The organism is Haloarcula sp. Atlit-47R (assembly GCF_003665985.1).
Taxonomy (GTDB): domain Archaea; phylum Halobacteriota; class Halobacteria; order Halobacteriales; family Haloarculaceae; genus Haloarcula; species Haloarcula taiwanensis.
In genome coordinates, this window is the sequence record NZ_QPLQ01000003.1 from 428,986 (window position 1) to 449,390 (window position 20,405).

Annotated in this window: 22 protein-coding genes; 12 read left to right on the forward strand and 10 right to left on the reverse strand. The window is 61.9% G+C overall.

What is annotated here, in order from left to right:
- Nucleotides 1-406 precede the first annotated feature (406 nt).
- Nucleotides 407-610, reverse strand: coding sequence for a hypothetical protein (locus tag DVK00_RS14250; protein ID WP_199722468.1), 204 nt, complete (start codon nucleotides 608-610; stop codon nucleotides 407-409).
- A gap of 904 nt (nucleotides 611-1,514) precedes the next feature.
- On the opposite strand from DVK00_RS14250, the gene DVK00_RS21795 reads away from it, so the two are divergent.
- From DVK00_RS21795 to DVK00_RS14265, 3 genes are all read left to right on the forward strand, one after another.
- Nucleotides 1,515-1,862 carry a hypothetical protein gene (locus DVK00_RS21795; RefSeq protein WP_199722469.1) on the forward strand — a complete coding sequence of 116 codons (348 nt, stop codon included), beginning with the start codon at nucleotides 1,515-1,517 and terminating at the stop codon, nucleotides 1,860-1,862.
- A 170-nt stretch (nucleotides 1,863-2,032) separates the two neighbouring features.
- Nucleotides 2,033-2,941, forward strand: a complete 909-nt coding sequence (locus tag DVK00_RS14260; RefSeq protein WP_121577897.1) for a permease — start codon at nucleotides 2,033-2,035, stop codon at nucleotides 2,939-2,941.
- Between the two features lie 165 nt (nucleotides 2,942-3,106).
- Nucleotides 3,107-4,144: a hypothetical protein gene (locus DVK00_RS14265; protein WP_101351562.1), complete on the forward strand. Its 1,038-nt coding sequence runs from the start codon at nucleotides 3,107-3,109 to the stop codon at nucleotides 4,142-4,144.
- A gap of 84 nt (nucleotides 4,145-4,228) precedes the next feature.
- On the opposite strand, the gene DVK00_RS14270 is transcribed toward DVK00_RS14265, so the two are convergent.
- Complete coding sequence (locus DVK00_RS14270; RefSeq protein ID WP_121577898.1) at nucleotides 4,229-4,702, reverse strand: hypothetical protein; 474 nt, start codon at nucleotides 4,700-4,702, stop codon at nucleotides 4,229-4,231.
- A gap of 81 nt (nucleotides 4,703-4,783) precedes the next feature.
- Here DVK00_RS14270 and DVK00_RS14275 point away from each other — a divergent pair, with 81 nt between their 5' ends.
- A complete protein-coding gene (locus DVK00_RS14275; protein ID WP_121577899.1) occupies nucleotides 4,784-5,479 on the forward strand; it encodes a hypothetical protein in 696 nt (231 codons plus the stop codon).
- Between the two features lie 69 nt (nucleotides 5,480-5,548).
- Here DVK00_RS14275 and DVK00_RS14280 read toward each other — a convergent pair whose 3' ends face one another.
- Nucleotides 5,549-6,313, reverse strand: a complete 765-nt coding sequence (locus DVK00_RS14280) for a hypothetical protein (protein ID WP_121577900.1) — start codon at nucleotides 6,311-6,313, stop codon at nucleotides 5,549-5,551.
- 303 nt (nucleotides 6,314-6,616) lie between these two features.
- Here DVK00_RS14280 and nth point away from each other — a divergent pair, with 303 nt between their 5' ends.
- Complete coding sequence (nth, locus tag DVK00_RS14285) at nucleotides 6,617-7,318, forward strand: endonuclease III (protein ID WP_121577901.1); 702 nt, start codon at nucleotides 6,617-6,619, stop codon at nucleotides 7,316-7,318.
- 39 nt (nucleotides 7,319-7,357) lie between these two features.
- On the opposite strand, the gene DVK00_RS14290 is transcribed toward nth, so the two are convergent.
- The 6 genes from DVK00_RS14290 to DVK00_RS14315 form a co-directional block, all read right to left on the reverse strand.
- On the reverse strand, nucleotides 7,358-8,773 hold the full coding sequence (locus DVK00_RS14290; RefSeq protein ID WP_101351567.1) for a sodium-dependent transporter: 1,416 nt from the start codon (nucleotides 8,771-8,773) through the stop codon (nucleotides 7,358-7,360).
- 176 nt (nucleotides 8,774-8,949) lie between these two features.
- Nucleotides 8,950-9,648, reverse strand: a complete 699-nt coding sequence (locus tag DVK00_RS14295) for an ABC transporter ATP-binding protein (RefSeq protein WP_101351568.1) — start codon at nucleotides 9,646-9,648, stop codon at nucleotides 8,950-8,952.
- A complete protein-coding gene (locus tag DVK00_RS14300; protein WP_121513137.1) occupies nucleotides 9,648-10,454 on the reverse strand; it encodes an ABC transporter ATP-binding protein in 807 nt (268 codons plus the stop codon). The genes DVK00_RS14295 and DVK00_RS14300 overlap by 1 nt, the downstream gene beginning before the upstream one ends.
- Nucleotides 10,454-11,608 carry an urea ABC transporter, permease protein UrtC gene (gene urtC / locus DVK00_RS14305; protein ID WP_121577902.1) on the reverse strand — a complete coding sequence of 385 codons (1,155 nt, stop codon included), beginning with the start codon at nucleotides 11,606-11,608 and terminating at the stop codon, nucleotides 10,454-10,456. Before urtC ends, DVK00_RS14300 begins: the two co-directional genes overlap by 1 nt.
- Nucleotides 11,609-12,547, reverse strand: coding sequence for an urea ABC transporter, permease protein UrtB (gene urtB, locus DVK00_RS14310; protein ID WP_101351571.1), 939 nt, complete (start codon nucleotides 12,545-12,547; stop codon nucleotides 11,609-11,611).
- Between the two features lie 2 nt (nucleotides 12,548-12,549).
- Complete coding sequence (locus DVK00_RS14315) at nucleotides 12,550-13,857, reverse strand: urea ABC transporter substrate-binding protein (protein ID WP_121577903.1); 1,308 nt, start codon at nucleotides 13,855-13,857, stop codon at nucleotides 12,550-12,552.
- Nucleotides 13,858-14,487: 630 nt separating this feature from the next.
- Here DVK00_RS14315 and DVK00_RS14320 point away from each other — a divergent pair.
- The 7 genes from DVK00_RS14320 to DVK00_RS14350 are packed head-to-tail and all read left to right on the forward strand — an operon-like array spanning nucleotide 14,488 to nucleotide 19,743.
- Nucleotides 14,488-14,892, forward strand: a complete 405-nt coding sequence (locus DVK00_RS14320) for an urease subunit beta (RefSeq protein ID WP_121577904.1) — start codon at nucleotides 14,488-14,490, stop codon at nucleotides 14,890-14,892.
- The gene (gene ureC, locus DVK00_RS14325; RefSeq protein ID WP_121537209.1) at nucleotides 14,889-16,595 is read left to right on the forward strand and encodes an urease subunit alpha; all 1,707 of its coding nucleotides are present in this window, start codon (nucleotides 14,889-14,891) and stop codon (nucleotides 16,593-16,595) included. Before DVK00_RS14320 ends, ureC begins: the two co-directional genes overlap by 4 nt.
- Nucleotides 16,592-16,972 (forward strand): urease subunit gamma, encoded by a 381-nt coding sequence (locus tag DVK00_RS14330; protein ID WP_121577905.1) that lies wholly within the window; start codon nucleotides 16,592-16,594, stop codon nucleotides 16,970-16,972. The genes ureC and DVK00_RS14330 overlap by 4 nt, the downstream gene beginning before the upstream one ends.
- A complete protein-coding gene (gene ureG, locus DVK00_RS14335; RefSeq protein ID WP_121513144.1) occupies nucleotides 16,969-17,592 on the forward strand; it encodes an urease accessory protein UreG in 624 nt (207 codons plus the stop codon). The genes DVK00_RS14330 and ureG overlap by 4 nt, the downstream gene beginning before the upstream one ends.
- Nucleotides 17,592-18,491 (forward strand): urease accessory protein UreD, encoded by a 900-nt coding sequence (locus DVK00_RS14340; protein WP_121577906.1) that lies wholly within the window; start codon nucleotides 17,592-17,594, stop codon nucleotides 18,489-18,491. Before ureG ends, DVK00_RS14340 begins: the two co-directional genes overlap by 1 nt.
- Nucleotides 18,491-19,057, forward strand: coding sequence for an urease accessory protein UreE (locus tag DVK00_RS14345; RefSeq protein WP_121577907.1), 567 nt, complete (start codon nucleotides 18,491-18,493; stop codon nucleotides 19,055-19,057). Before DVK00_RS14340 ends, DVK00_RS14345 begins: the two co-directional genes overlap by 1 nt.
- Nucleotides 19,054-19,743 carry an urease accessory protein UreF gene (locus DVK00_RS14350; RefSeq protein ID WP_121577908.1) on the forward strand — a complete coding sequence of 230 codons (690 nt, stop codon included), beginning with the start codon at nucleotides 19,054-19,056 and terminating at the stop codon, nucleotides 19,741-19,743. Before DVK00_RS14345 ends, DVK00_RS14350 begins: the two co-directional genes overlap by 4 nt.
- Nucleotides 19,744-19,844: 101 nt before the next feature.
- Here DVK00_RS14350 and DVK00_RS14355 read toward each other — a convergent pair whose 3' ends face one another.
- A complete protein-coding gene (locus DVK00_RS14355; protein ID WP_121577909.1) occupies nucleotides 19,845-20,405 on the reverse strand; it encodes a class I SAM-dependent methyltransferase in 561 nt (186 codons plus the stop codon).

A 20,405-nucleotide genomic window follows, 5' to 3' on the forward strand; every position in this document is an offset into this window, starting at 1 on the left:
CTGTCTTTCCGTGGAGGCGATCACTCGGACACTCACGCATGACGTGAGCGGTATTTGGGACAAGTACACCGCCGGTAGACGGCCATTTGACCTTCTCAGTCCTCCGGGTGCGTTGCAAGGTCAACCAGTGACCGCGGCGGTTACTGCTCATCGCCGAATCGGCACCGGTGGTGTCGATGCCGTGCGCTCGCTCAGGGTTAACCGGGATGGTGGTAGTCATAGAGGGGGCGTGGTTCGGGAATGCCCTGGATGATATGGTTCCCGGTGTCGGTGTCTCGGTTGGACACGACATCGTGTTGGACAGCATCGCACTCTCCCGCGCTTCGAGCGCAGCCGTGAAATCACCACTGCAAGACAACACAGAGTCCCATTGTATTCACCTGTATACCGTTCTGCGAGCACTGGACTACTCCCAGTAGACATCAATCGGTTCACCAGCGAGTCGTGCGCGGACGAACAGGTACGTGTAATGGACGGGGACGTAGCCGAGACAGAGTAACCAGCCCTGTGGGTTTGAGACTAACGCCCATGTGCGTTCAATGCCTCTCACACCGTCCGCTGAGAGCGCTTGCAGGCCGGTAACCGACTCAAGAGCCGGTCCGATGACCATCACAAATATGTACATGTAGAGAATGGCCACCACAAGAATTTCGAGCGATTGGTCAGCACTCATCGTTCGTCAAGTGGCAGACTGTAGCTGTAGGCGACACATAAAGTCACGCTGTGGATAGCTGGCATATCTATTGGCTGCGCCGACGGAGACGCCCCTGTAATCGTCACGTTTTCGCCACACGCTGCACCGATTAGCCACCCTATTTCTCGGACGATACTCACACCTTCTCCCTGAGCAACTGAATTCACCGCAGTCAATTCGCATCCTCGCTGGGTTTTTTCAATCGCTGCTATGAGGAAATAACTCGCTCTACAGCGGCTACAACGAGTTGTATAGGTCTTCGGTCGAGCGTCGGAAGTAGTCCCGACAGGTGTCCGGAGCTAGATCAGCCGACTCTGTTGAAATCCCTGCTCACTGGGAGTCTGCAGTGGCTGTGCTGAATACAGGGCACGAGTCGGGCACAGTCAGTGACACTGACGTATTTGTCCACCGATGGAAATGATCGCTTCACCGTGTCACAGGCCTGTTTATATGATTTTCAGAAGTGTCGGTATCATAACATTACTTGAAGACACCACCCTCGGCGTTCACGTCCTCTTTGGCTTCGTCGCACTCACGGCCGGTGCTGGCGCGCTCCTCACCAAAAAAGGTGCTCCCGGCAGCGACGGCTCGGCCGCACGTACGTGTACGCGATGGCAGTCGTCTCGGTCACGGTACTCGGACTGCTCGTGGTCGGCCAAACGATGCTCCGGGTGTTCCTTGGCTTCGTCGCCGTGTTCAGCTTCTACGTCGCGTTCTCCGGCTATCGTGTCCTCTCCCGGAAACGAACTATCAACACCCATAGCATCGTCGACTGGGTGGCCACCGGACTCTTCGGTGTGTCTGGCGTCGCCTTGCCGCCATGGGTACGTGGTTCCTCAGCGACGGGAACCAGTTCGGAATCATCATGCTCGTCTTCTGTGGTATCGCGCTCACCGCGACTGTGAGCGATATCCGCCAGTTTCGCGCCACTGACCTCGAACCCCGCACGTGGTTTTTCGAGCACATCCAGCGCATGGGTGGAGCGTATATCGCGACTATCACCGCGTTCATTTCGACAAATGTGAGAGACGTCTCGGTTGGTCTCCTGCCGGTAATATGGTTGACTCTCGTCGCCGTCGGTACCACTGCCGTCTGGTACGTCTCCCGGCAGTACAGGGCCAAGTTCGACCGTGGCACCGGCCATCAGCCAGCGGTGGTACAGGAATGAAGTGAAACCCCGCTTATCAGCACTATTTACGCCGTGAATCGTGGAATTATGATCTCGAACTATCGCCGGGAGAATTGAGTAAGCTCATCTTTAACACCCATCCGAACAAAATGACAAATTGAATGAGCCCTGCATCTACATCGAACAGGTCCCCCGAATCTTCCGATCCTGTGTCGGGCTATCGCGACACGCTCAGGTCGGCCTATCACGATTATATCGGCGAACCGGCGAAAGAGCGAGACATCTATATCGGGTTTGGCCTCTTCTTCGCTGGGGTCACGCTTGCCGTTGTCGGATTCTGCCTCTTTTTGTACAGTAACGTGCTTGAATCCGGGAGTACGCTGTACTGGCAGATCCGAGAGGTCGCACTCGTCGTCGGGTTCATCGGGCTTCCCTCCGTGCTATTGAGCGTCGTCGTGCTCCTCCCGGTGGGTTTCAAGACCCGGCTTGTCAGTGCCGCTGGCGCGGTCTTCTGTCTCGCTGCAACTGTAATTCTGGTTGATGTCTTCCCGTACGGATGGACAACCAGTGAGGGTATCAATGGGAGCGTCTGGACGATTAGCGTCTACGCTACTGGCCTAGTTACGCTTGCAGCTTCGACAGGAGCGGCACTGGTCGCGCATTATCTTGAGCAGGCGACAGCCCCAAGCGAATCGACCGAATCGCTTGAGTCAGCCGAGAGTGAATCAGAGTCGGTCAGCAAAGCCGATGTCGACAACGACATACAGCAGGCTCTGGAGGGGGCGGAGCTATCGTGGGGTGGCGTCGAACAACAGCCAAAGACGAAGCGGCTGAATCTGGATATGCCGGACACAGACTCGGACCTCGACCGGACGGCCATCGAGAACTCCGAGGCGACCACGACACGGGCCGACAGCAACGACGTTGACGACGCAGTAGACGGACTCAGGCAACTGCAGGGAGGCCAATCAAAGACGGACCGAGGTACTGGAACCGAAGAGCAGGTCAACGCGCTTACCGAGTTCCGGAATGAACAGAGTGAAGGCGATGATGTGGAAACTGGTGTCGAGGAGCAGAAGGGACTTATGAGACGTCTTCGGTCATTATTATTCGATTAATCCGTCTGACTGAGCCACATGACATCTACGGCGTCAGTCTCGGAGCGTAGGTTTTACCGTGTTAGTAGACTCCTACGCACCGTCGCTGTAGTGTTGGTACGTAAGTTGTAATTGGTTCTATATTATAGGCTAGTTTTTTCAACTTGGTGGGAGGAATACAACTGTATGCCCCAAGGTCTCGATGTTGGTACGATGAACCTCCTGTCTGCACGTCAAGACGGTAACGAGACAGTGTTCGTGCAGCAGCGGAACTCCTTTGTTGAAATTGACTACAGCGACATGGCCGAACAAATGCTGTCGCGAAGTGACGTTCTCCACATCCGCAAAGATGATCGGGTCTATATCGTTGGTGATGACGCCCTGAATTTCGCGAACATCTTCAGTGAGGAGACACGGCGACCGATGCAGGCTGGGATTCTCTCAAGCGACGAGCAATCAGCCATTCCGATGATTAAGCTCATTACTGAACAGGTAGTCGGACAACCGGAGTATCCGAACGAGCGGCTGTTTTTCTCGGTTCCTGCGGACCCTATCGACGCCGATGTCTCGACGCTGTATCATCAAAAGACGATTGAGTCACTGCTTACTGATATGGGATACAGCCCGGAGCCGATCAATGAGGGGATGGCTGTTATCTACTCCGAGCTAGCAAATCGTGAGTTCACCGGCCTCGGTATCAGCTTCGGCGCAGGGATGACCAACGTCTGTCTGTCGTACTATGCAGTCCCCGTCATGAAGTTCTCTATCGCACGCGGGGGTGACTGGATCGACGAGCAAGCTGCACAGGCGACTGGCACGCCCGTCGATAAGGTTACCTCGGTAAAAGAGGAAGACTTCGCGCTAAACTTCGAGACGGATGTCGGTGGGATTGAGGGTGCGCTGAGCATTTATTACGATAATCTCCTCGACTACGTCATCGAGAACATCATCAGTGAGGTTGATGAAGAGGATGTCGAGGAGGGACTGGATGTCCCGGTTGTCGTAACTGGCGGGACATCGAGTCCTGACGGCTTTGAAGAGCTGTTCGCCGAACGGATCAACGACTCTGAGATTCCGTTCTCGATTAGCGATGTCCGTCAGGCTGAGAACCCACTGTATAGCGTTGCACAGGGAGCGCTCGTCGCAGCGCGGTCGGAAGAAGAGCGGGAAGGGCAAGCCGAGCAAGCCGAGCAGGCCGAAGAGCCGGACACCACCGCCGAGTAGCGGGTATTCACCGATCGCACTACTGCTCGCCTGCGTCAGTTGGGACCTGCTCCCCGCTCCAGGCGATACACCCGACAGTGGGCGTTACTCAGTTTCCTCCCCGTTTTCGACGGCATCAGTGTCTGTGTTTTGATTGTTCCCATCGCTCTCATCATATTTGGCTGTGGGTTCGCCACTCAGTTCGCGTTCACTCTCGTCAATAACGCGGTTCAATTCGTCAGCAGCGTCCTGTTGGAACGTGTTCGCATCAGATCCCAGAGAGATGCCGACTGAAACACCAGCCTGTTCAAGCGAGAACTCCGGTTGGTCTGTGGGCTCGTCACGTTCCGGAATCGGGACGCTGGGTATTCTGTCAGTATTTTCCGGCTTGCCGAAGTTAGAGTCGGGATGTTGGTTGAACCGGGTAAATGCGAATTCCCAGGACTCTGGAGGGGTGGCCTCGGTGTGATGTGACGCAGAGATGCCTGCGAAGCCGCACGATTCACAGACGATAGCTGTTTGATCAGCGGTCGCAAGCGTATATGTGCTGAGGTCTGAATCGCAGCGGGGACACCACATACCAGAGTATGCGTGTCTCTGCTATACAATGGTTCCGTCAGTTTTCGCCGTCCAGGGAACGAGTTATGAGATGGGCGGCCAATGGTAGAAGCGATGCCGGAAATCGAGATTACGGACACACAACAGGCGGATTTAACATCGGTGCAGGAGGATCTCGAAGACGCGTTCATCGAGACGTACGGTCATATTCGTACGCAAGATGTTGTTGCCTACCTCCTCGATACGTACACACCGCCGGACCGGCTCGAAGACGAGCAAGGCCTGAGTCGTCCCGACTACGAGCGAATCGCCGAAGCTGAGTATCCGGAACTCCAGCGCATCGCATCCGATGTGCCAGAGGTTCCCGGAAGCGGTATTGAAGCCGACGAGATGCGAGGGAAACTGCTCTCGGCGCTTGGGACGGGTGAACTCGCGACGCGCCTTGCAGACATCGAACCCGACACGAGCGCGAGCAAAGGTACTGAAGAGGGGGAAACTAGTCCAGATAGACCTGGAGAGACGTCGAGCGACGGGCACGGTGGAGCACACGGCGGTGCCCAGACTGGTCCAGCATCCGCTGCCGTCGAAACCGATGACGCAGCCGAACCAACCGAGGCAGCCAACAACAGTCCGGGAGATGCCCTTTCGGTCGCGAACCGTTTACTGACCGAACATGATGAAAAGTGGACTCGGTCGGACGAAAACGACGAACCATACGAAGTCACACTCCCCGATGGGTCGACAGTGAGCGCGCGGACAAAAGACGACGTGCGAAAACTGCTGTTCCAAAACTACTGAACGGACACGCACCGGGAAACGACGATCTCCCCCCGACACGCTCTGATGGAGCCACGTTTCGTCGACGGCTCACGACTCGCTGTCTACTGTGTCCTCGAGGTAGCCGACTCGACACTGCGGACAGACATCACCGGCAAAGAACGACGACTCACTCACAGGGAGTTCGAACGCACACCTTGGGCACGTATATGTGGGATCCGAGTCGGTTGTAGTATTCTCTCCGTCGTCCGCTGTGGGCGTGCTCCGGTCCCGGTCGTTTCTACTATCTGGCCCTTCGGATGTTTCAGACGGTGAGTGTGGAGTATCTGTAGCAGCATCGATGATGACTGCATCGTCGCTGTTCAGCGGCGTGGTGCCGGCGTCGGCTGGCTCCTGTGGTTCTGACTCAGACAGGATCACAGCATCGTCAGTCCGTTCTGGTGGTGTCGATGGAGTCTCCGTCGTAGACGCATCACTCACTTCCGTATCCGAGGGTTGATCCCCGACCGTGTCCGGCGCAGTCGGCGCTGATTCGGGCGACTCGGTCGGGTCCGGTTCCGCCGCCTGCGCCCTGTCTGTCGCTTCGGTCTCGTCTGCTGCGTTCTCTTGCCGTTCCACTGGCTGCCGAGTCTCGGCGCTGTATTCGGCCTTGTCCGGCAGGCCGTCATTTGCGTCAGATTCTTCGATAGTGGATATCAAGCCGTGGTTCTCAGAGATATTGCGGATATAGCCACATCGCTGGCAAGACCGGTATTCACGAACGGTTAGAACAGTGCCGCGCTCGCCTTCATCGTACGACTCCTCTATCTTCGAGGCTCCGAAGTCGTGTCCGAATAGTTCACAGCGCATCCCCATGCACGGCTATTTACTTTGCATAGCTAAGAAGGTATTCACAATCAGTGACAACTATGTCTCGTCATACCCGGGCGAGGCCGTCTGTGATTAATCTCCCCCATCGCAAAACACCATGGCTGATACTGAGAGGGTCTTGCCCCGGTAGACTGCCCCGACTCCGATCTTGCTGCTGCCTGCTGGCAGTCACGCGGTGAGTGGTATGGCTCTGTCGAAAGTCGCTTCTGCCATGGTTTAGGGGCGTTGTGGATCGAAACCGAACAGCGGGTCAGTGTGTTGAAGTCCGTTCAGTCCGTGTCTCGGAATATGTCGACGATTGAGAAGTGGGATGCCGCCGCTGTTCGTGCCCTCCACGAGGATCTCGTCTCGCTGCATGGCCCCGTCGAACGTACGAGCAACCACGGTGCCGACGCCGACGCCGACCCTGGCGAAGGGGTTCGACAGCTGGTGACGACGATTCTCTCACAGAACGTGGCCGACAAGAACACGCGCCGAGCCTCCGAGGCGCTGTTTGCGGCGTACGACGACTTCGCAGCCATTGAAGGGGCAGACCACGATACGCTGGCCGACACCATCCGCGTCGCAGGGCTCCCCGACCAGAAGGCGGCCCGTATTCAGCGGGCGCTTGGGGCCATCCGCGAGGAAACCGGCGGTGCCTACTCTCTTGCCTTCCTCGACGCCATGCCCACCGACGAGGCGAAAGGCTGGCTCACCGATATCAAGGGCGTCGGTCCAAAGACCGCCAGCGTCGTCCTGAACTTCCACTTCGGGAAGCCAACAATGGCTGTCGATACCCACGTCGAGCGGGTCTCCAAGCGGTTCGGGCTAGTGCCCGAGTCGGCGACTAACAAGCGCGCCCACGACGAGCTAGACGCCCTCATTCCTGACGAGTTGACCTACCCGCTGCACGTCCTGCTTATTACCCACGGCCGAGAGTTCTGCTCGGCGCGTACTCCCGACTGTGCGAACCCAGTCTGCGAGCGCTACTGCGGTTGTGAGGAGTGTTAGCGCCGGATTCCAGAGCCGGGACAAGTCAAAACAGCCGTCTTACTGCGAACTCAACAGGTCACTTCGGCTTCCGTTTCGAACGACGATAGCCAGGGCGACGGTACCGACGACAGCAATGAGCGCTCGGCCGCCGAGTCCCAGCGACATCCCAGCGAGCGACGCGAGGGTGTTCGTCAACAGGAACAGCACGACAACAGGGAGCACCCAGCTAACGGTTAGAAGCCACGGCTTGGCTACCCATTCGAAACGGTCGGTTCCGGCGCGGAACTCGGCCAGCGCTTCCACGCGCAGCAGCCAGCCGACGATGACAGTGAACGCGAACAGCCCGACAGTCAAGAGGAGGTCGGCGAGCGTGCCGGAGACGAACTGGAACACCGAGCTTGTGAGCGACAGTCCGCTCCCGGTGGCGGCGAGCAGGACCGATACCAGCACCGTCGCCCGGCGTCGCGGGACGCCGAAGCTGTCGACGAGCGTTGCCACCGGCGTCTCAAGCAGGCTGATGCCGCTGGTCACCGCGGCCATCAGCACAGTCGCAAAGAACGCGGTTGCAACGAGTTCGCCGCCCGGAAGCGTCGCAAACGCCGTCGCGAGCGCCACGAACAGCGCACCGGGACCGCCCTGTCCGGGGTCGACGCCCTGTGAGAAAAGCAGCGGGATGACGACCAGTCCGGCGAGGACTCCGATGAACGTGTTTGAGACTGCGATAACGAGCGTATCCCGTGGAAGCGATGCGTTATCGTCGAGATACGAGGCGTAGGTCAGCATGACTCCAGCGCCGAGCGAGAGGGTGAACAGCGCCTGGCCCGCCGCCGGCCCGATGACGCTCAGGAAGTTCGCGGCGAGGTATTCAGCGTCGAAGCTGAGATAGAACGCGTAGCCGGCGGCCGTACCCGGCTGGGTGGCCGTCCACACTGCGAGGCCGAGGAGAATAATCACGACGCCGGGGAGCATCACCTTCGAGACGCGTTCGATACCGTGGCTCACGCCGAAAAAGACGATAGCAGCGACGATACCGAGGAACAGCAGGTGAAAGGCGACCGCGTCGAGCCCGAAGCTCATCGCCCCGAAGTACTGCTGGGGCTGCCCGAAGTAGGCTCCGACCGGCGAGACGAGCGTGTAGCGGAGGATCCACCCGCCGACGACAGAGTAGAACGAGAGGATAACGAGCGTTGTGAGGACGTTGAACGCGCCCAGCCATGACCCCCAGCGGGAGCCGGTGAGTGAGCGCAACGCCGCGGTTGGCGTCTGCCGCCCACAGCGTCCGAGGACGAACTCAGCGAGCAGTCCCGGAACGCCGATGCCGACGACGACGAGCAGATAGACGATGAGGAACGCGCTGCCGCCGTTCCCGGCGGTCAGCCACGGGAACCGCCAGATGTTCCCGAGGCCCGCTGCACCGCCGACAGCGGCAAGCACGAAACCGAGGTTCGAGATCCAAGAATCACGATCGGACATTCGTGTACACGTCTGTACGATGGGTACTCAAGTTCCTGTTGATTCGGTTGCTTGCGTGTAATCAGGAAGTAGTTAGAAACTCAATATGACAGCGCGTCCGAACCGCCATGGGTCGCTCCGTAGGCGACCGCCAGAAGGTCGGTGCCAGCGGTCCAGACCAGCGCCAACAGCCCGTCTCAGACCGCGAGGTACTCCGCAATCGCGTCCTCGTCGGCAATCGTCGACGGGCCGAGTTCGTCGACGACCGTCCCACGCTCCATCGCGTAACAGCGGTCGGCCATCTCACGGATGACGCCGAGGTTTTGCTCGACGAACAGAATCGTCGTCCCGAGGTCGGCGTTGATGGTCTGCATATCCTGGCTGATCTGATCGACAATAGAGGGCTGGATGCCCTCGCTGGGCTCGTCGAGCAGGAGCAGGTCGGGGTTCGAGACCAGTGCGCGGCCGATGGCGAGCATCTGCTGTTGCCCGCCCGAGAGCGTGCCGGCCTCCTGGCTGGCCCGCTCTTCGAGTACGGGGAAGTAGTCGTATATCTGGTCGTACAGCGTTTCATCGCTGTCAGACCGAATGGTCTCACCCATTTTGATGTTCTGTTCGACGGTTAGCTTTGGGAACACGTCCCGGCCCTGCGGGATATAGCCGATTCCGGCCCGGGCGCGCTCGTCGGCGCTCGCGTGGGTCACATCCACGCCGTCGTAGCGGATAGTCCCCTCGCTGGACTCCAGTAAACCCATCACCGTCTTCAGGAGCGTCGTCTTGCCGACGCCGTTTTTTCCCATCACGCCGACGATTTCCCCCTCCTCGACAGAGAGGTCCACGTCCCGCAGTATCGGCGTCGTGTCGTAGGCAGCGGAAACGTCGTCGAGTTCGAGCATCACGACTCACCACCCAGATAGATCCGCTGGACCTCCGGGTCGGATTCGATTTCCGCAATCGCTCCCTCGCGGAACACCTCGCCGTTGTGCAGGACGGTCACTTCCTCGGCGATGCTCGCGACGAAGTCGGTGTCGTGTTCGATGACGATGAAGGCAATCCCTTTCTCCTCGTTGAGCCGTCTGATCCGCTCGGCGATAGCTTCGCGCTCGGCCACGTCGAGGCCGGCGACCGGCTCGTCCAAGAGGAGGAGGTCGGGTTCGAGCGCGGCAGCCATCCCGATTTCGAGTTGCTGTTGCTGGCCGTGTGAGAGCTGGCCGGCTTCGACGTCCTCGTAGCCGGTGAGACCAGCAGCCCCGATGGCCTCGGCGACAAGCCGCCGTCGTTCCTCCCCGTCGGCGAACTGCTGGACGGGGAGTCTGACGTTCTCTCTAACGCTCAGGTCACCGTACACGGACGGGACCTGGAACTTCATACTGATGCCGCGTGACACCCGCTCGTGTGGTTCGAGGTCGGTGATATCGTGGCCGTTGTAGTAGATACTGCCGTCACTCGCCTCGTAGGTACCGGTAATCAGGTTCAGTAATGTTGACTTGCCAGCGCCGTTTGGACCGATGAGACACCGTAGCTCCCCTTCGGCGACCGAGAAGTCCACGTCGTCAGTAGCGGTGAACCCGCCGAACTGTTTGACGAGCCCGTCGGTCTGCAGCAGTGTCTCGGTTCTGTCGCCCGTTGCCAGTTCCGCAGCGGTCTGCCGGACGTTCGGTCCAAGCGGGTCGATGTCGGATTCGGTTTCAGTATCACTCATTAGTCACTCACCTCACTCGGCGCATCGGGTGTGTCGGCTCCACCGGCTTCGCCCGGTCCGAGTCGAGTTGCGACGATCTGCTCGTGGAGCCACGGAACGAGACCGCTCGGAAGAACCAGAATCGTCACTAGCAACAGAGTGCCAAGCAGGACCAGCGCCAGCTCACCCGCCATCGAGATGCGGAGGTATTCGATGGCAAGCGTTGCGACAACGGCCCCGAGCAAGCTCTTTCGGCCGCCGATACTCACCCAGATGACCGGCAGCGTCGCGAACAGCAGCGAGAACACGGTCGGGTCGATGTAGACGTTTCGTGCGGCGTACAGCACGCCGGACAGGCCCGCCAGCGCGCCGCCGAGCGTGAACACGACGAACTTGACGCGGGTCACGTTGTAGCCGAACATTTCGGTTCGGTCCTCGTCCTCGCGGACGGCGACCATCACGCGACCGTAGTCAGAATTGACGAGGGCTCGCAATGCGAGGTACGTCCCGACCAACAACACTAGGACGAGGTAGTAGAACGGACTGATCTCAAACGCTCCGATGCCGATTACCCGCATCGGGAACGGGTTGTAAATGAACTGGTACGACAGCCCACCGACACCGAGAGTCAACAGCGGGATGTCCGGCATCCCGTTGAACCCGCCGAGCGCCGCCTCGCCGATGGCCCACTCTGACCCGGCAGTCTGAGCCATGAACGTGTGCATCACGATTGTCGAGACGAGGGTGATGATGGTCACGTAGACGTCACGCACCCCGCCGTAGAACATGAAGTAGCCCAGTATCGCTGCGCTGAGGCCACCGCCGACGATACCGGCGACGACGGCGGCCGTAATCCCACCCGGGGTCGCAAAGTTGATCGAGACGACGCCGAACGTGTAGGCTCCGATGCCGAAGAAGACGACCTGCCCGAAGCTCAGCACGCCAGAGTAGCCCCAGACGACTGACAGGGAAAGCCCCAAAAGAGCCAGCACCATGAACAGCGACAGCTGGGAGCTGTCACCGAAGGCTGGGTAGACGGCGAGCGCCGCTACAGCGGCGGCGAAGCCACCCCAGAACCCGCGGGATTCCCCGATGGTGTTTGGCCCCTCGAACCGACTGCGGAGCCGACCCGGAAGCGACCTGTTCGCCTCGCCGTTTGCACTGTTTCTCGCCATCTAGTCGCTCTCCTGTCTCCGTTTCCGCAGTTGGTCGATGAAGCCGGTGATGCCGTTAGGGAGGAACCGTAGGGCGATCAGCGCAGCAACGAGCAGCGCGATACGGCCGATGAACGTCCCGTAGAGATTCGAGAACGTGGCCAGAATCGCCCCGAGGACACCCCCCGACAGCGCGGTCCCGAGGACGACGCTCGGCCCCCCGACGACGACGGCGACGAACGCCTCAACCAGAAACTGGTCGCCCAGCGTCGGCTGCATCGAGATGACCGGCGCGAACAGCGCGCCGGTCAGTCCCGCCAGCGAGGAGCCGATTCCGAACGTCAGCATGTACATCCGGTCGGTGTTGACGCCCATGGCCTGTGCCGTTTGCTTGTCCTGTATCGTCGCCCGGGCACGCATCCCGAAGTCCGTCCGAGTGAACAGGTAGTAGGTGACCAGGAGCAGCCCGATGCTGACGCCGGCCAGGACGATTCGGTACGACGAGTACGAGAACTCCCCGTACGATATCGCACCGAACGGCGTGGCAATCTGGTCGATGGAGTTCCCGAAGCGTATCCGAGCGCCTTGTGTCAGTATCAGGCTAAGCCCGAAGGTGGCGACCATGGAATCGGCCAGTCGGTCGTACAGCGGCTCGATGATGTCACGGCCGAGCGTCCGCTGGCTGACATAGTTGGGCCACGCTCCGGAGATTATCACCCGCTCAGTCAGAATCCCGAAGAGGCCGGTGACCAGACCGCCGACAAGCATCGCCACGACGAGCGGGAGTCCGAGTTGCGTCACGGCCAGCGTCGCAGTGTAGGCCCCGATAAGAATGAACTCCCCGTGTGCCAGGTTGATGACGCCCATGATGCCGAAGATGATGGCCAACCCCGCCGCGGCGAGTACGATGAACGCGAAGCTATCGAGGAACTGTAACGCGAGGTTGATCCCGTTTACCATCCCTACTCGGCCTCCTCGTAGTAGTCGACCGGGGTGTACTGGGTCTGCTCCGGGTTCTCGGGGAGGTTACAGCCGGCCGTCTCCGAGAGGAACGTCTCGGGAATCTGGCGGTTCTCGACGGCCTCGATGTTGTGCTCCTCGTCGGCGCGCATAATCCACATGTGGTGGTCGACGTGGTGGGTCGCGCCGTCGAGCCTGATAGTCTCGCTCTCGGGCGCTTCGGGGGCCTCCTCGGTGCCGAGTTCGATGCCCGATTCCAGGGCGTCGATGACTTCCGGCTGTTCGGTGGTCCCGGCCTGCTCGACGGCCTTCTTGTACATGTACGTCGAGAAGTAGTTGGTCTCGGCCTCTTCGTTGAGGTAGGGTGCGTCGGGGTACATCTCGAAGTACCGGTCGACGAAGCCGCCGTCACCAGTATTGCTCTCGGTCGGCACCTCCTCCATGTAGTTGACGCCGGCGTAGATGTTTGCCATCGCGGGCGGGTCGAGCCGACGGTGCTCGTACCCCTGTGCCATCGCCGTTGACGTGCCGATAGGAATGTCGAGGCCGGCCGAGGCCTTCTGTTCGTAGAACGACGTGTGGTTCGCCCCGACAAGCATCGACATGACGAAATCCGGGTCCGCCTCCTGAATCCGGTTGATCGTCGAGCCGAACGAGGACTCGCTGAGAGGGATGAACTCCTCACCGAGGACGTTCGCGTCGTTTTCGTTGGCAAGCACCTTCACCCAGTCCGCAGAGAGCTGGCCGAAGTTGTAGTCGGCCGCGATGGTGTAGATGTCCGGGCCGAACTCCTCGACCAGGTACGGGAGGACGATGCCGAGTTGCTGGCGGGCGGTCGGGCCGACCGCGAAGGTGAACTCGTCGCAGACGCCGCCCTCGTACTGGGTGGTGTAGAAGTACAGCTGTTCGTTGCGGTCGATAATCGGGCGGATGGCCTCCCGAGTCGCCGAAGAGTAGCCGGCCCACAGCGCGTCGACGTTCTCCTCGTTTATCGCCGTGCGAGTCAGTTCCTGGTAGCGCTGGTTGTCCGACTGAGGGTCGCGCTGGAACGTCTCTATCTGCTTGCCGTCGATGCCGCCGTTGGCGTTGATTTCCTCGATGGCGAGCATCGACGCCTTGGCCTTCGGGTCGCCGACGAGGGCGAAGTTCCCGGACTGGTCCTCCAGCACGCCGATTTTGAGCGTATCAGTACTGCTTGCGGTGTCCGTAGAAGTCCCACCTTCACCGGCGGAACAGCCGGCGAGGCCGGTGACGAGTGCGGCCCCGCTCGCGCCGAGGAACTGGCGGCGACTGAGAGGGGACCGGCTCATGCTTTCACATCCGAGACTAGGTTTTTGTTAGGATTGTTACTTCCATTATCTTTGGTCATCTCTCGTTCTTTACTCAGGATATCCGAACGTTCGTCCATGATATCGTTCACAGTGTTGCCGTCTGGGAGGTAGCAAATAAGGTTTACCACTCTTATCTTATATTGTCCACCACACACTCTTGATAGTATAAGGTCGTCAAAGGATATGACGAATAGTCGCCGTACCCATCAATATTAGAGTTTAAGTTTGGATTGTTTCATAATTTCATCTCCCAATTATTCGATGCGGAAAAAGTAGAAGTCAAAGCGTTATTTTTTCACAGCGAATTATCTCGCCGCTGTCAGGCAGTTTTGCGCTCTCAGTCCGCAGATCACCCGTCATATCCTCGCCCGCGTCACTGGAGCCATCGCTGTCGGTACAGACGACAGACTGGACGTGAGTCGTGTTGACTCCCGGAAGTAGGACAGTTCGATAGTCGAACCCCTTTATCTGGGTCCGGAACTTTATTATTTAATCCAGTTCTCGACATAGGGGCGTCACTTGCGCAGAGAGCAATCATTTTAGTATGCGTATTCAAAGAAAGGGACAGATGATAGACAAACAGTCAGAAATGCGCGGGGCGGTGGCGCGATGAGTGACGGACTCGTTCCCGGCGAGGTCATCCCGGACGAAGGGACAGTGACGCTGAACAAGGGCCGGGAAACGACCGAGGTGACCGTCGGGAACACGGGCGACAGACCCTCGCAGGTCGGGTCCCACTTCCACTTCTTCGAGGCTAATGCAGCCCTGGAGTTCGACCGCGAAGCGGCCATGGGGATGCGGCTGAACATCCCCGCCGGGACGGCCGTCCGGTTCGAACCCGGCGACGAGCAGACCGTCGAACTCGTCGAAATCGGCGGGAAGCGCCGCGCCCACGGGATGAACGGCCTCGTGAACGGGAGCGTCGACGGGGACACGAGCGACGCGGTCGAGCGCATGCGCGCGGCCGGATTCGGAGACACCGGGGCCGACAGCGACGAGGAGGGAGCGGAGTGACACGCGACATCGACCGCGAGAACTACGCCGAACTGTACGGGCCGACGGAAGGCGACAAAGTTCGGCTCGGCGACACGGAGCTGTTCGCCGAGGTCGAGGAGGACCTGCGGACCCACGGCGACGAGGCGGTGTTCGGCGGCGGCAAGACCCTCCGTGACGGGCTGGGCATGGCACCCGGCGTCACGCAGGCGGAGGGCGCGCTCGACTGGGTGCTGACGAACGCGACGATTATCGACCCCGTGCTGGGCATCGTCGCCGCCGACATCGGCATCCGGAACGGCGAAATCGCCGGCATCGGGAAGGCCGGCAACCCCGACACGATGGACGGCGTCGACATGGTCGTCGGCCCGTCGACGGACGTGTACCCGGCCGAGGGGAAGATCGCGACCGCCGGGGGCCTGGACATCCACATCCACTTTAACTCCGCACAGCTCCACGAACACGCGCTGTCGGGCGGTATCACGACGATGCTCGGCGGCGGGTACGGGGGCGGCGCGACGACGACCACGACCGGCCCGGAGAACATCAAGCGCTTCCTGCAGGCAGCCGAGGCGTGGCCGGTCAACGTCGGCTTCTACGGGAAGGGCAACGCTTCGGAACCGGGACCGCTCCGCGAGCAGGTCGCGGCCGGGGCTTGCGGGCTGAAACTCCACGAGGACTGGGGGTCGACGCCCGAGACCATCGATACCTGCCTCGAAGTCGCCGAGGACGAGGACGTGCAGGTCTGTATGCACACGGACACGCTGAACGAGGCGGGCTTCTTGGAGAACACCTTCGGGGCCGTCGACGGCCGGACCATGCACCTGTTCCACATCGAGGGTGCGGGCGGCGGCCACGCGCCGGACATCATGGAGATGGTCGGCGAGCCGAACATGCTCCCGTCGTCGACCAATCCGTCGATGCCCTACACCGACAACACGTTCGACGAGCACCTCGACATGGTGATGGTGTGTCACCACCTCAACCCCGACGTGCCAGAGGACGTGGCCTTCGCAGAGTCGCGGGTGCGGGCGGAGACCATCGCCGCCGAGGACGTCTTGCACGACATGGGGGCCATCTCGATGATGACCTCCGACTCACAGGCGATGGGGCGGATGGCCGAGGTCATCCCGCGCACCTGGCAGACCGCCTCGAAGATGAAGTCCCAGCGCGGGCCGCTCCCCGAGGACGAGGGGACCGGCGCGGACAACCACCGCATCAAGCGCTACATCTCGAAGTACACCATCAACCCCGCCATCTCTGCGGGCATCGACGAGTACGTCGGGACGCTGGAACCGGGGAAACTGGCCGACATCTGCCTCTGGGACCCCGCCTTCTTCGGCGTCAAGCCGGCGATGACGTTCAAGGGCGGCTTCCCGGTCCACTCCGAGATGGGCGAGGCCAACGGCTCGCTGATGACCTGCGAGCCCATCATCCAGCGCGAGCGGGCCGGCGCGGTCGGCAAGGCCAGACACGCCCTCTCGCTGTCGTTCGTCTCCCCGGCGGCCGCCGAGGCCGGCGTCGGCGAGGAGTACGGGCTCGACTCCCGCGTCGTGCCGATAGAGGGCGCGCGAACGCCCGGCAAGGACGACATGGTGTACAACGACTACTGCCCCGACGACATCGAGGTCGACCCCGAGACGTTCGAGGTCCGGGTCGACGGCGAACACGTCACCTGCGAACCGTCCTCCGAACTACCACTCGCACAGCGGTACCTGCTATGAAACTCACAGCCAAAGAACAGGAGCGACTCACGGTCTTTACCGCCGCAGAGGTCGCGCGACGCCGCAAGGAACGCGGCGTCCCGCTGAACCACCCCGAAGCCGTCGCCTACATCAGCGACTGGTGCATCGAGCGCGGCCGCGACGGTCAGTCCGTCGCCGAAATCCGGTCGGGCGCGTCGAAACTGCTCGGCCGCGAGGACGTGATGGACGGCGTCCCGGAGATGATCGACATGATTCAGGTCGAACCGGTGTTCCCCGACGGGACGAAACTCGTCACGGTTCACGACCCGATTCGCTCCGACAGTGTCGGGGCGGCCGACAGCGAGAGCGAGGATGCGGCGACCGATGGCGGAGACTCAGCGAGGACAGACGAATGAGTCTCACACATCGGGACGTGGCGACGGTCGGCATCGGCGGCCCGGTCGGCTCCGGGAAGACGTCGCTGTTGACCGCGCTCGTCCCGAAACTGCGCGATCAGGGCCTGGACGTGGGCGTCATCGCCAACGACATCCTGACCCAGGAGGACGCCGACGTGCTCCGCGAGCGGTTCGCCGGGGTCGTCCCCGAGGACCTCGTGGCCGGCGTCGAGACCGGCGCGTGCCCGCACACGGGCATCCGCGAGGACCCGTCGATGAACCTCCAGCAGATAGACGCCTTCCTCGCCGAGCACCCGGAACTGGACCTCGTGTTGGTCGAGAGCGGCGGCGACAACCTCGCGGCGACGTTCAACCCCGAACTCGCCGACTACTCGCTGTACGTCATCTCCGTCGCCGAGGGCGAGGACATCCCCCGCAAGCGCGGGCCGGGGGTCGTCGACTGTGACCTGCTCGTCGTCAACAAGACCGACCTCGCGCCCCACGTCGGCGTCGACCTCGACGTGATGGAGCGGGACGCCGACGAGGTCCGGGACGGCCCCGTCGTCTTCACCAACTGCAAGGACGAGACGAACGTCGACGAGGTGCTGTCACACGTCCGGGAGGGGGTGCTGTTCGCCTGATGGCCGCCGACGCGCCCCATCCGGCGTTCGAGGGGTACGCGACCGAGGCCGTCCCGCAGGCCGCCGTGGGGTCGCCCGGGAAAGACGGCGTCCTCGAACTGACCTTCGAGCGGACCGGCGACGGGACGACCCTGGTCCACGACTACGCGACGGTCCCGTTCCACATCTCGGGGACGCTGGGCCACGACCCCCTCCCCGAGGCCGACACCGTCTTCGTCCAGTCGCCGACCGGCGGCGTCGCACAGGGCGACCGCCACGACGTGACTATCGAGGTCGGCGAGGACGCCGTCGCCCACGTCTCGACCCAGAGTTCGACGAAGGTCCAGACGATGACGTGTAACTACGCCGCCGCCGAGACGACCCTCAGCGTCGGTGCCGACGCCCACCTGGACTACGTGCCCGAGCCGACGATTCTCCACGCCGACTCGCGGTACCTGCAGGAGCTGTCGGTCGAGCTGGCCCCCGGCGCGACCGCCGTCGTCAGCGACGTCGTCGTCCCCGGACGACTCGCCCGCGGCGAGCGCTTCGAGTTCGAGCGGTACCTCTCCCGCGTGCGTGCAGACGGGCCGGACGGCCTCCTGTTCGAGGACGCGACGCACCTGACGCCGGCCGACGGCGACCCGACGGCCCCCGGCGTCCTCGGCGAGTTCACCGTCTACGGGACGGCGTTCGTCCTCGCGCCCGACCGCGACGAGGGCGAACTCAGCGACGCCTTGCACGCGGTCGTCGCCGACGGCAGGGCCCGCGCCGGCGCGACGGCGCTCCCGAACGGTGCCGGCGTCGCGGTCCGTGCCCTCGGCGACCGGGCCGAGACCGTGCAGTCGACGCTGCACGCGGCCTGGGACCACGCCCGACGGGAGTTGCTAGACGCGCCCGCGCCGTCCGGGAGGAAGTACTGATGCTGGTCGCGGACACCTACCTCGGCCACCGCGACGACGAGGCCGTCGCCGAGGCGGTCGACGGGTCGGACCACGCGACGGTCGTGCTCTCGGACACCGAACGGCGGCGCTCGCGGGTGCGCACCGAAACGACGGCCGGCCGGGACCTCGGTATCGTGGTCGCCCGCGACCTCGCGGACGGCGACGTGTTGGAAGCCGACGGCGGCACCCTCGTCGTCGTCGAACTCGCCGCGGTCGAGGCCCTGGTGCTCGATTTCGCCGCCAGCGACGTGTCACCGACCGCGGCGCTGGAACTCGGTCACGCGGTCGGGAACAGACACTGGAACCTCGCGGTCCGCGGCGAGGAGGCCCTGTTCCCGGTGACCGAGTCGAAGTCGCGGATGGAAGCCGCGGTCGCCGACCTGCTCCCCGGGGACGTGCCGACGCGGTACGAGCACGTGCCGCCGACGACGTTCGACGACGACGGGGTCGACCACACCCACGGCGACGAGGGCCACGGAGGCCACAGTCACGGCGGCCACGCCCACGACCACGGCGTCCGCACTATCGACGGGGGCGAGCGATGACCGACGCTGCAACGCTCGAATCGTTCCGGCTGGCGGATTCGTTCTTGCCGGTCGGGACCTACACTGTCTCCTACGGGCTGGAACAGTTCATTCAAGACGACCGGGTCGAGGACGCGACCGACCTCGAAGCGCTCCTGTCGACGTACCTCCGCCGGCAGGTCGGCCCCGCCGAACTCGTCGCGTTACGGGCCGCACACGCTGCCGCCAGCGGCGGTGACCTCGATGAGGTCTGCCGGGCCGACCGGCGGCTTTCGGCCGTGACGCTGGCCGCGGAGTTCCGCGAGAGCGCACAGCAGTCCGGCGACCGACTGCTCTCACTCCAGACGGAACTGCGCGACGAGGCCATGCTGGACCGCTACGCGGAGCGCGTCGACGCCGACGACGCGCCCGGGAACTACGCCGTCGTGCTCGGCGTTGCGACGGGACTGGCCGGCGTCGCCGTCCGCGAGGCCTGCCTGCTGTGCTGTCACGGCTTCGTCACCGGGCTGCTGGGCGCGGCCCAGCGACTCCTCTCGCTGGGTCACACGGATGCCCAGCGAATCCTGAACGAGCTACAGCCGGTGATGACGGCCGCAGTCGAGGAAAGCGCGGACCGGGGGCTGGACGAGATGGCTCCGTTTGCCCCCCTCGTAGACGTACTGGCCGCCGATCATGAACGGGCAGAGCGCCGGCTGTTCGCCAGTTGACGGCCAGACGTTCGAGCGCAACAGGTCGGCCAGTACTGTTCCCGGACAGGCTCTCAGAGGAAAGAAGAAACCGGGGGAGTTCGGGTGTCAGGGCTGGCCCGTTATTCAGCACTCGCGACGAGCAGAAATGTCTCCGGCCGCACAGCTGCGAACTCAACCGTGAACTCGTGCTGTCGGAGCGCGTCCGTCGCCTCGTCAGCCGAAAATCGTTCATCGACGGGCGGCCCACTGTGACCACTGCCGGAAGCCGCCCAATCGGCGACAGCGAACGTTCCGCCAGATTTGAGCACTCGTGCAACCTCGTTTAGCGCCCCGTCGCTAGCGAACTCGTGGTACGTCATCGTCGAGAACGCCCCATCAAGGCCGGCAGTATCGAACGGGAGGTCATCGACCGCGCTCGTCACAAGATCGACGTTGTCGGGGACACCTTTCTCCCGGTAGTAGTCGTGCATCGCCTCCTGGATATCCACGGCGTACACGTGGTCAACGGCCGATGCAACATCGTCGGTGTAGAAACCAGTCCCACTCCCGAGGTCCGCGACCGTGTCGTCCCGATTGGTCGACAACGCCCAGCGGAGCTCTTCCGCGGAGAGAAATCGGTACCGTTGCTGTGCGTCTTCGAGCTTGTCGGCCCGGTCGGCGTCGAACGTGTGATACCCCAT

What these genes read in the sequence shown, in the direction of transcription:
- DVK00_RS14250 (WP_199722468.1), bottom strand. Translation starts at nt 610, where the DNA reads ATGGTCATCGGACCGGCTCTTGAGTCGGTTACCGGCCTGCAAGCGCTC.
- DVK00_RS21795 (WP_199722469.1), top strand. Translation starts at nt 1,515, where the DNA reads ATGGGTACGTGGTTCCTCAGCGACGGGAACCAGTTCGGAATCATCATG.
- DVK00_RS14265 (WP_101351562.1), top strand. Translation starts at nt 3,107, where the DNA reads ATGCCCCAAGGTCTCGATGTTGGTACGATGAACCTCCTGTCTGCACGT.
- DVK00_RS14270 (WP_121577898.1), bottom strand. Translation starts at nt 4,702, where the DNA reads ATGTGGTGTCCCCGCTGCGATTCAGACCTCAGCACATATACGCTTGCG.
- DVK00_RS14275 (WP_121577899.1), top strand. Translation starts at nt 4,784, where the DNA reads ATGGTAGAAGCGATGCCGGAAATCGAGATTACGGACACACAACAGGCG.
- DVK00_RS14280 (WP_121577900.1), bottom strand. Translation starts at nt 6,313, where the DNA reads ATGGGGATGCGCTGTGAACTATTCGGACACGACTTCGGAGCCTCGAAG.
- nth (WP_121577901.1), top strand. Translation starts at nt 6,617, where the DNA reads ATGTCGACGATTGAGAAGTGGGATGCCGCCGCTGTTCGTGCCCTCCAC.
- DVK00_RS14290 (WP_101351567.1), bottom strand. Translation starts at nt 8,773, where the DNA reads ATGTCCGATCGTGATTCTTGGATCTCGAACCTCGGTTTCGTGCTTGCC.
- DVK00_RS14295 (WP_101351568.1), bottom strand. Translation starts at nt 9,648, where the DNA reads ATGCTCGAACTCGACGACGTTTCCGCTGCCTACGACACGACGCCGATA.
- DVK00_RS14300 (WP_121513137.1), bottom strand. Translation starts at nt 10,454, where the DNA reads ATGAGTGATACTGAAACCGAATCCGACATCGACCCGCTTGGACCGAAC.
- urtC (WP_121577902.1), bottom strand. Translation starts at nt 11,608, where the DNA reads ATGGCGAGAAACAGTGCAAACGGCGAGGCGAACAGGTCGCTTCCGGGT.
- urtB (WP_101351571.1), bottom strand. Translation starts at nt 12,547, where the DNA reads ATGGTAAACGGGATCAACCTCGCGTTACAGTTCCTCGATAGCTTCGCG.
- DVK00_RS14315 (WP_121577903.1), bottom strand. Translation starts at nt 13,857, where the DNA reads ATGAGCCGGTCCCCTCTCAGTCGCCGCCAGTTCCTCGGCGCGAGCGGG.
- DVK00_RS14320 (WP_121577904.1), top strand. Translation starts at nt 14,488, where the DNA reads ATGAGTGACGGACTCGTTCCCGGCGAGGTCATCCCGGACGAAGGGACA.
- DVK00_RS14330 (WP_121577905.1), top strand. Translation starts at nt 16,592, where the DNA reads ATGAAACTCACAGCCAAAGAACAGGAGCGACTCACGGTCTTTACCGCC.
- ureG (WP_121513144.1), top strand. Translation starts at nt 16,969, where the DNA reads ATGAGTCTCACACATCGGGACGTGGCGACGGTCGGCATCGGCGGCCCG.
- DVK00_RS14340 (WP_121577906.1), top strand. Translation starts at nt 17,592, where the DNA reads ATGGCCGCCGACGCGCCCCATCCGGCGTTCGAGGGGTACGCGACCGAG.
- DVK00_RS14345 (WP_121577907.1), top strand. Translation starts at nt 18,491, where the DNA reads ATGCTGGTCGCGGACACCTACCTCGGCCACCGCGACGACGAGGCCGTC.
- DVK00_RS14350 (WP_121577908.1), top strand. Translation starts at nt 19,054, where the DNA reads ATGACCGACGCTGCAACGCTCGAATCGTTCCGGCTGGCGGATTCGTTC.
- DVK00_RS14355 (WP_121577909.1), bottom strand. Translation starts at nt 20,405, where the DNA reads ATGGGGTATCACACGTTCGACGCCGACCGGGCCGACAAGCTCGAAGAC.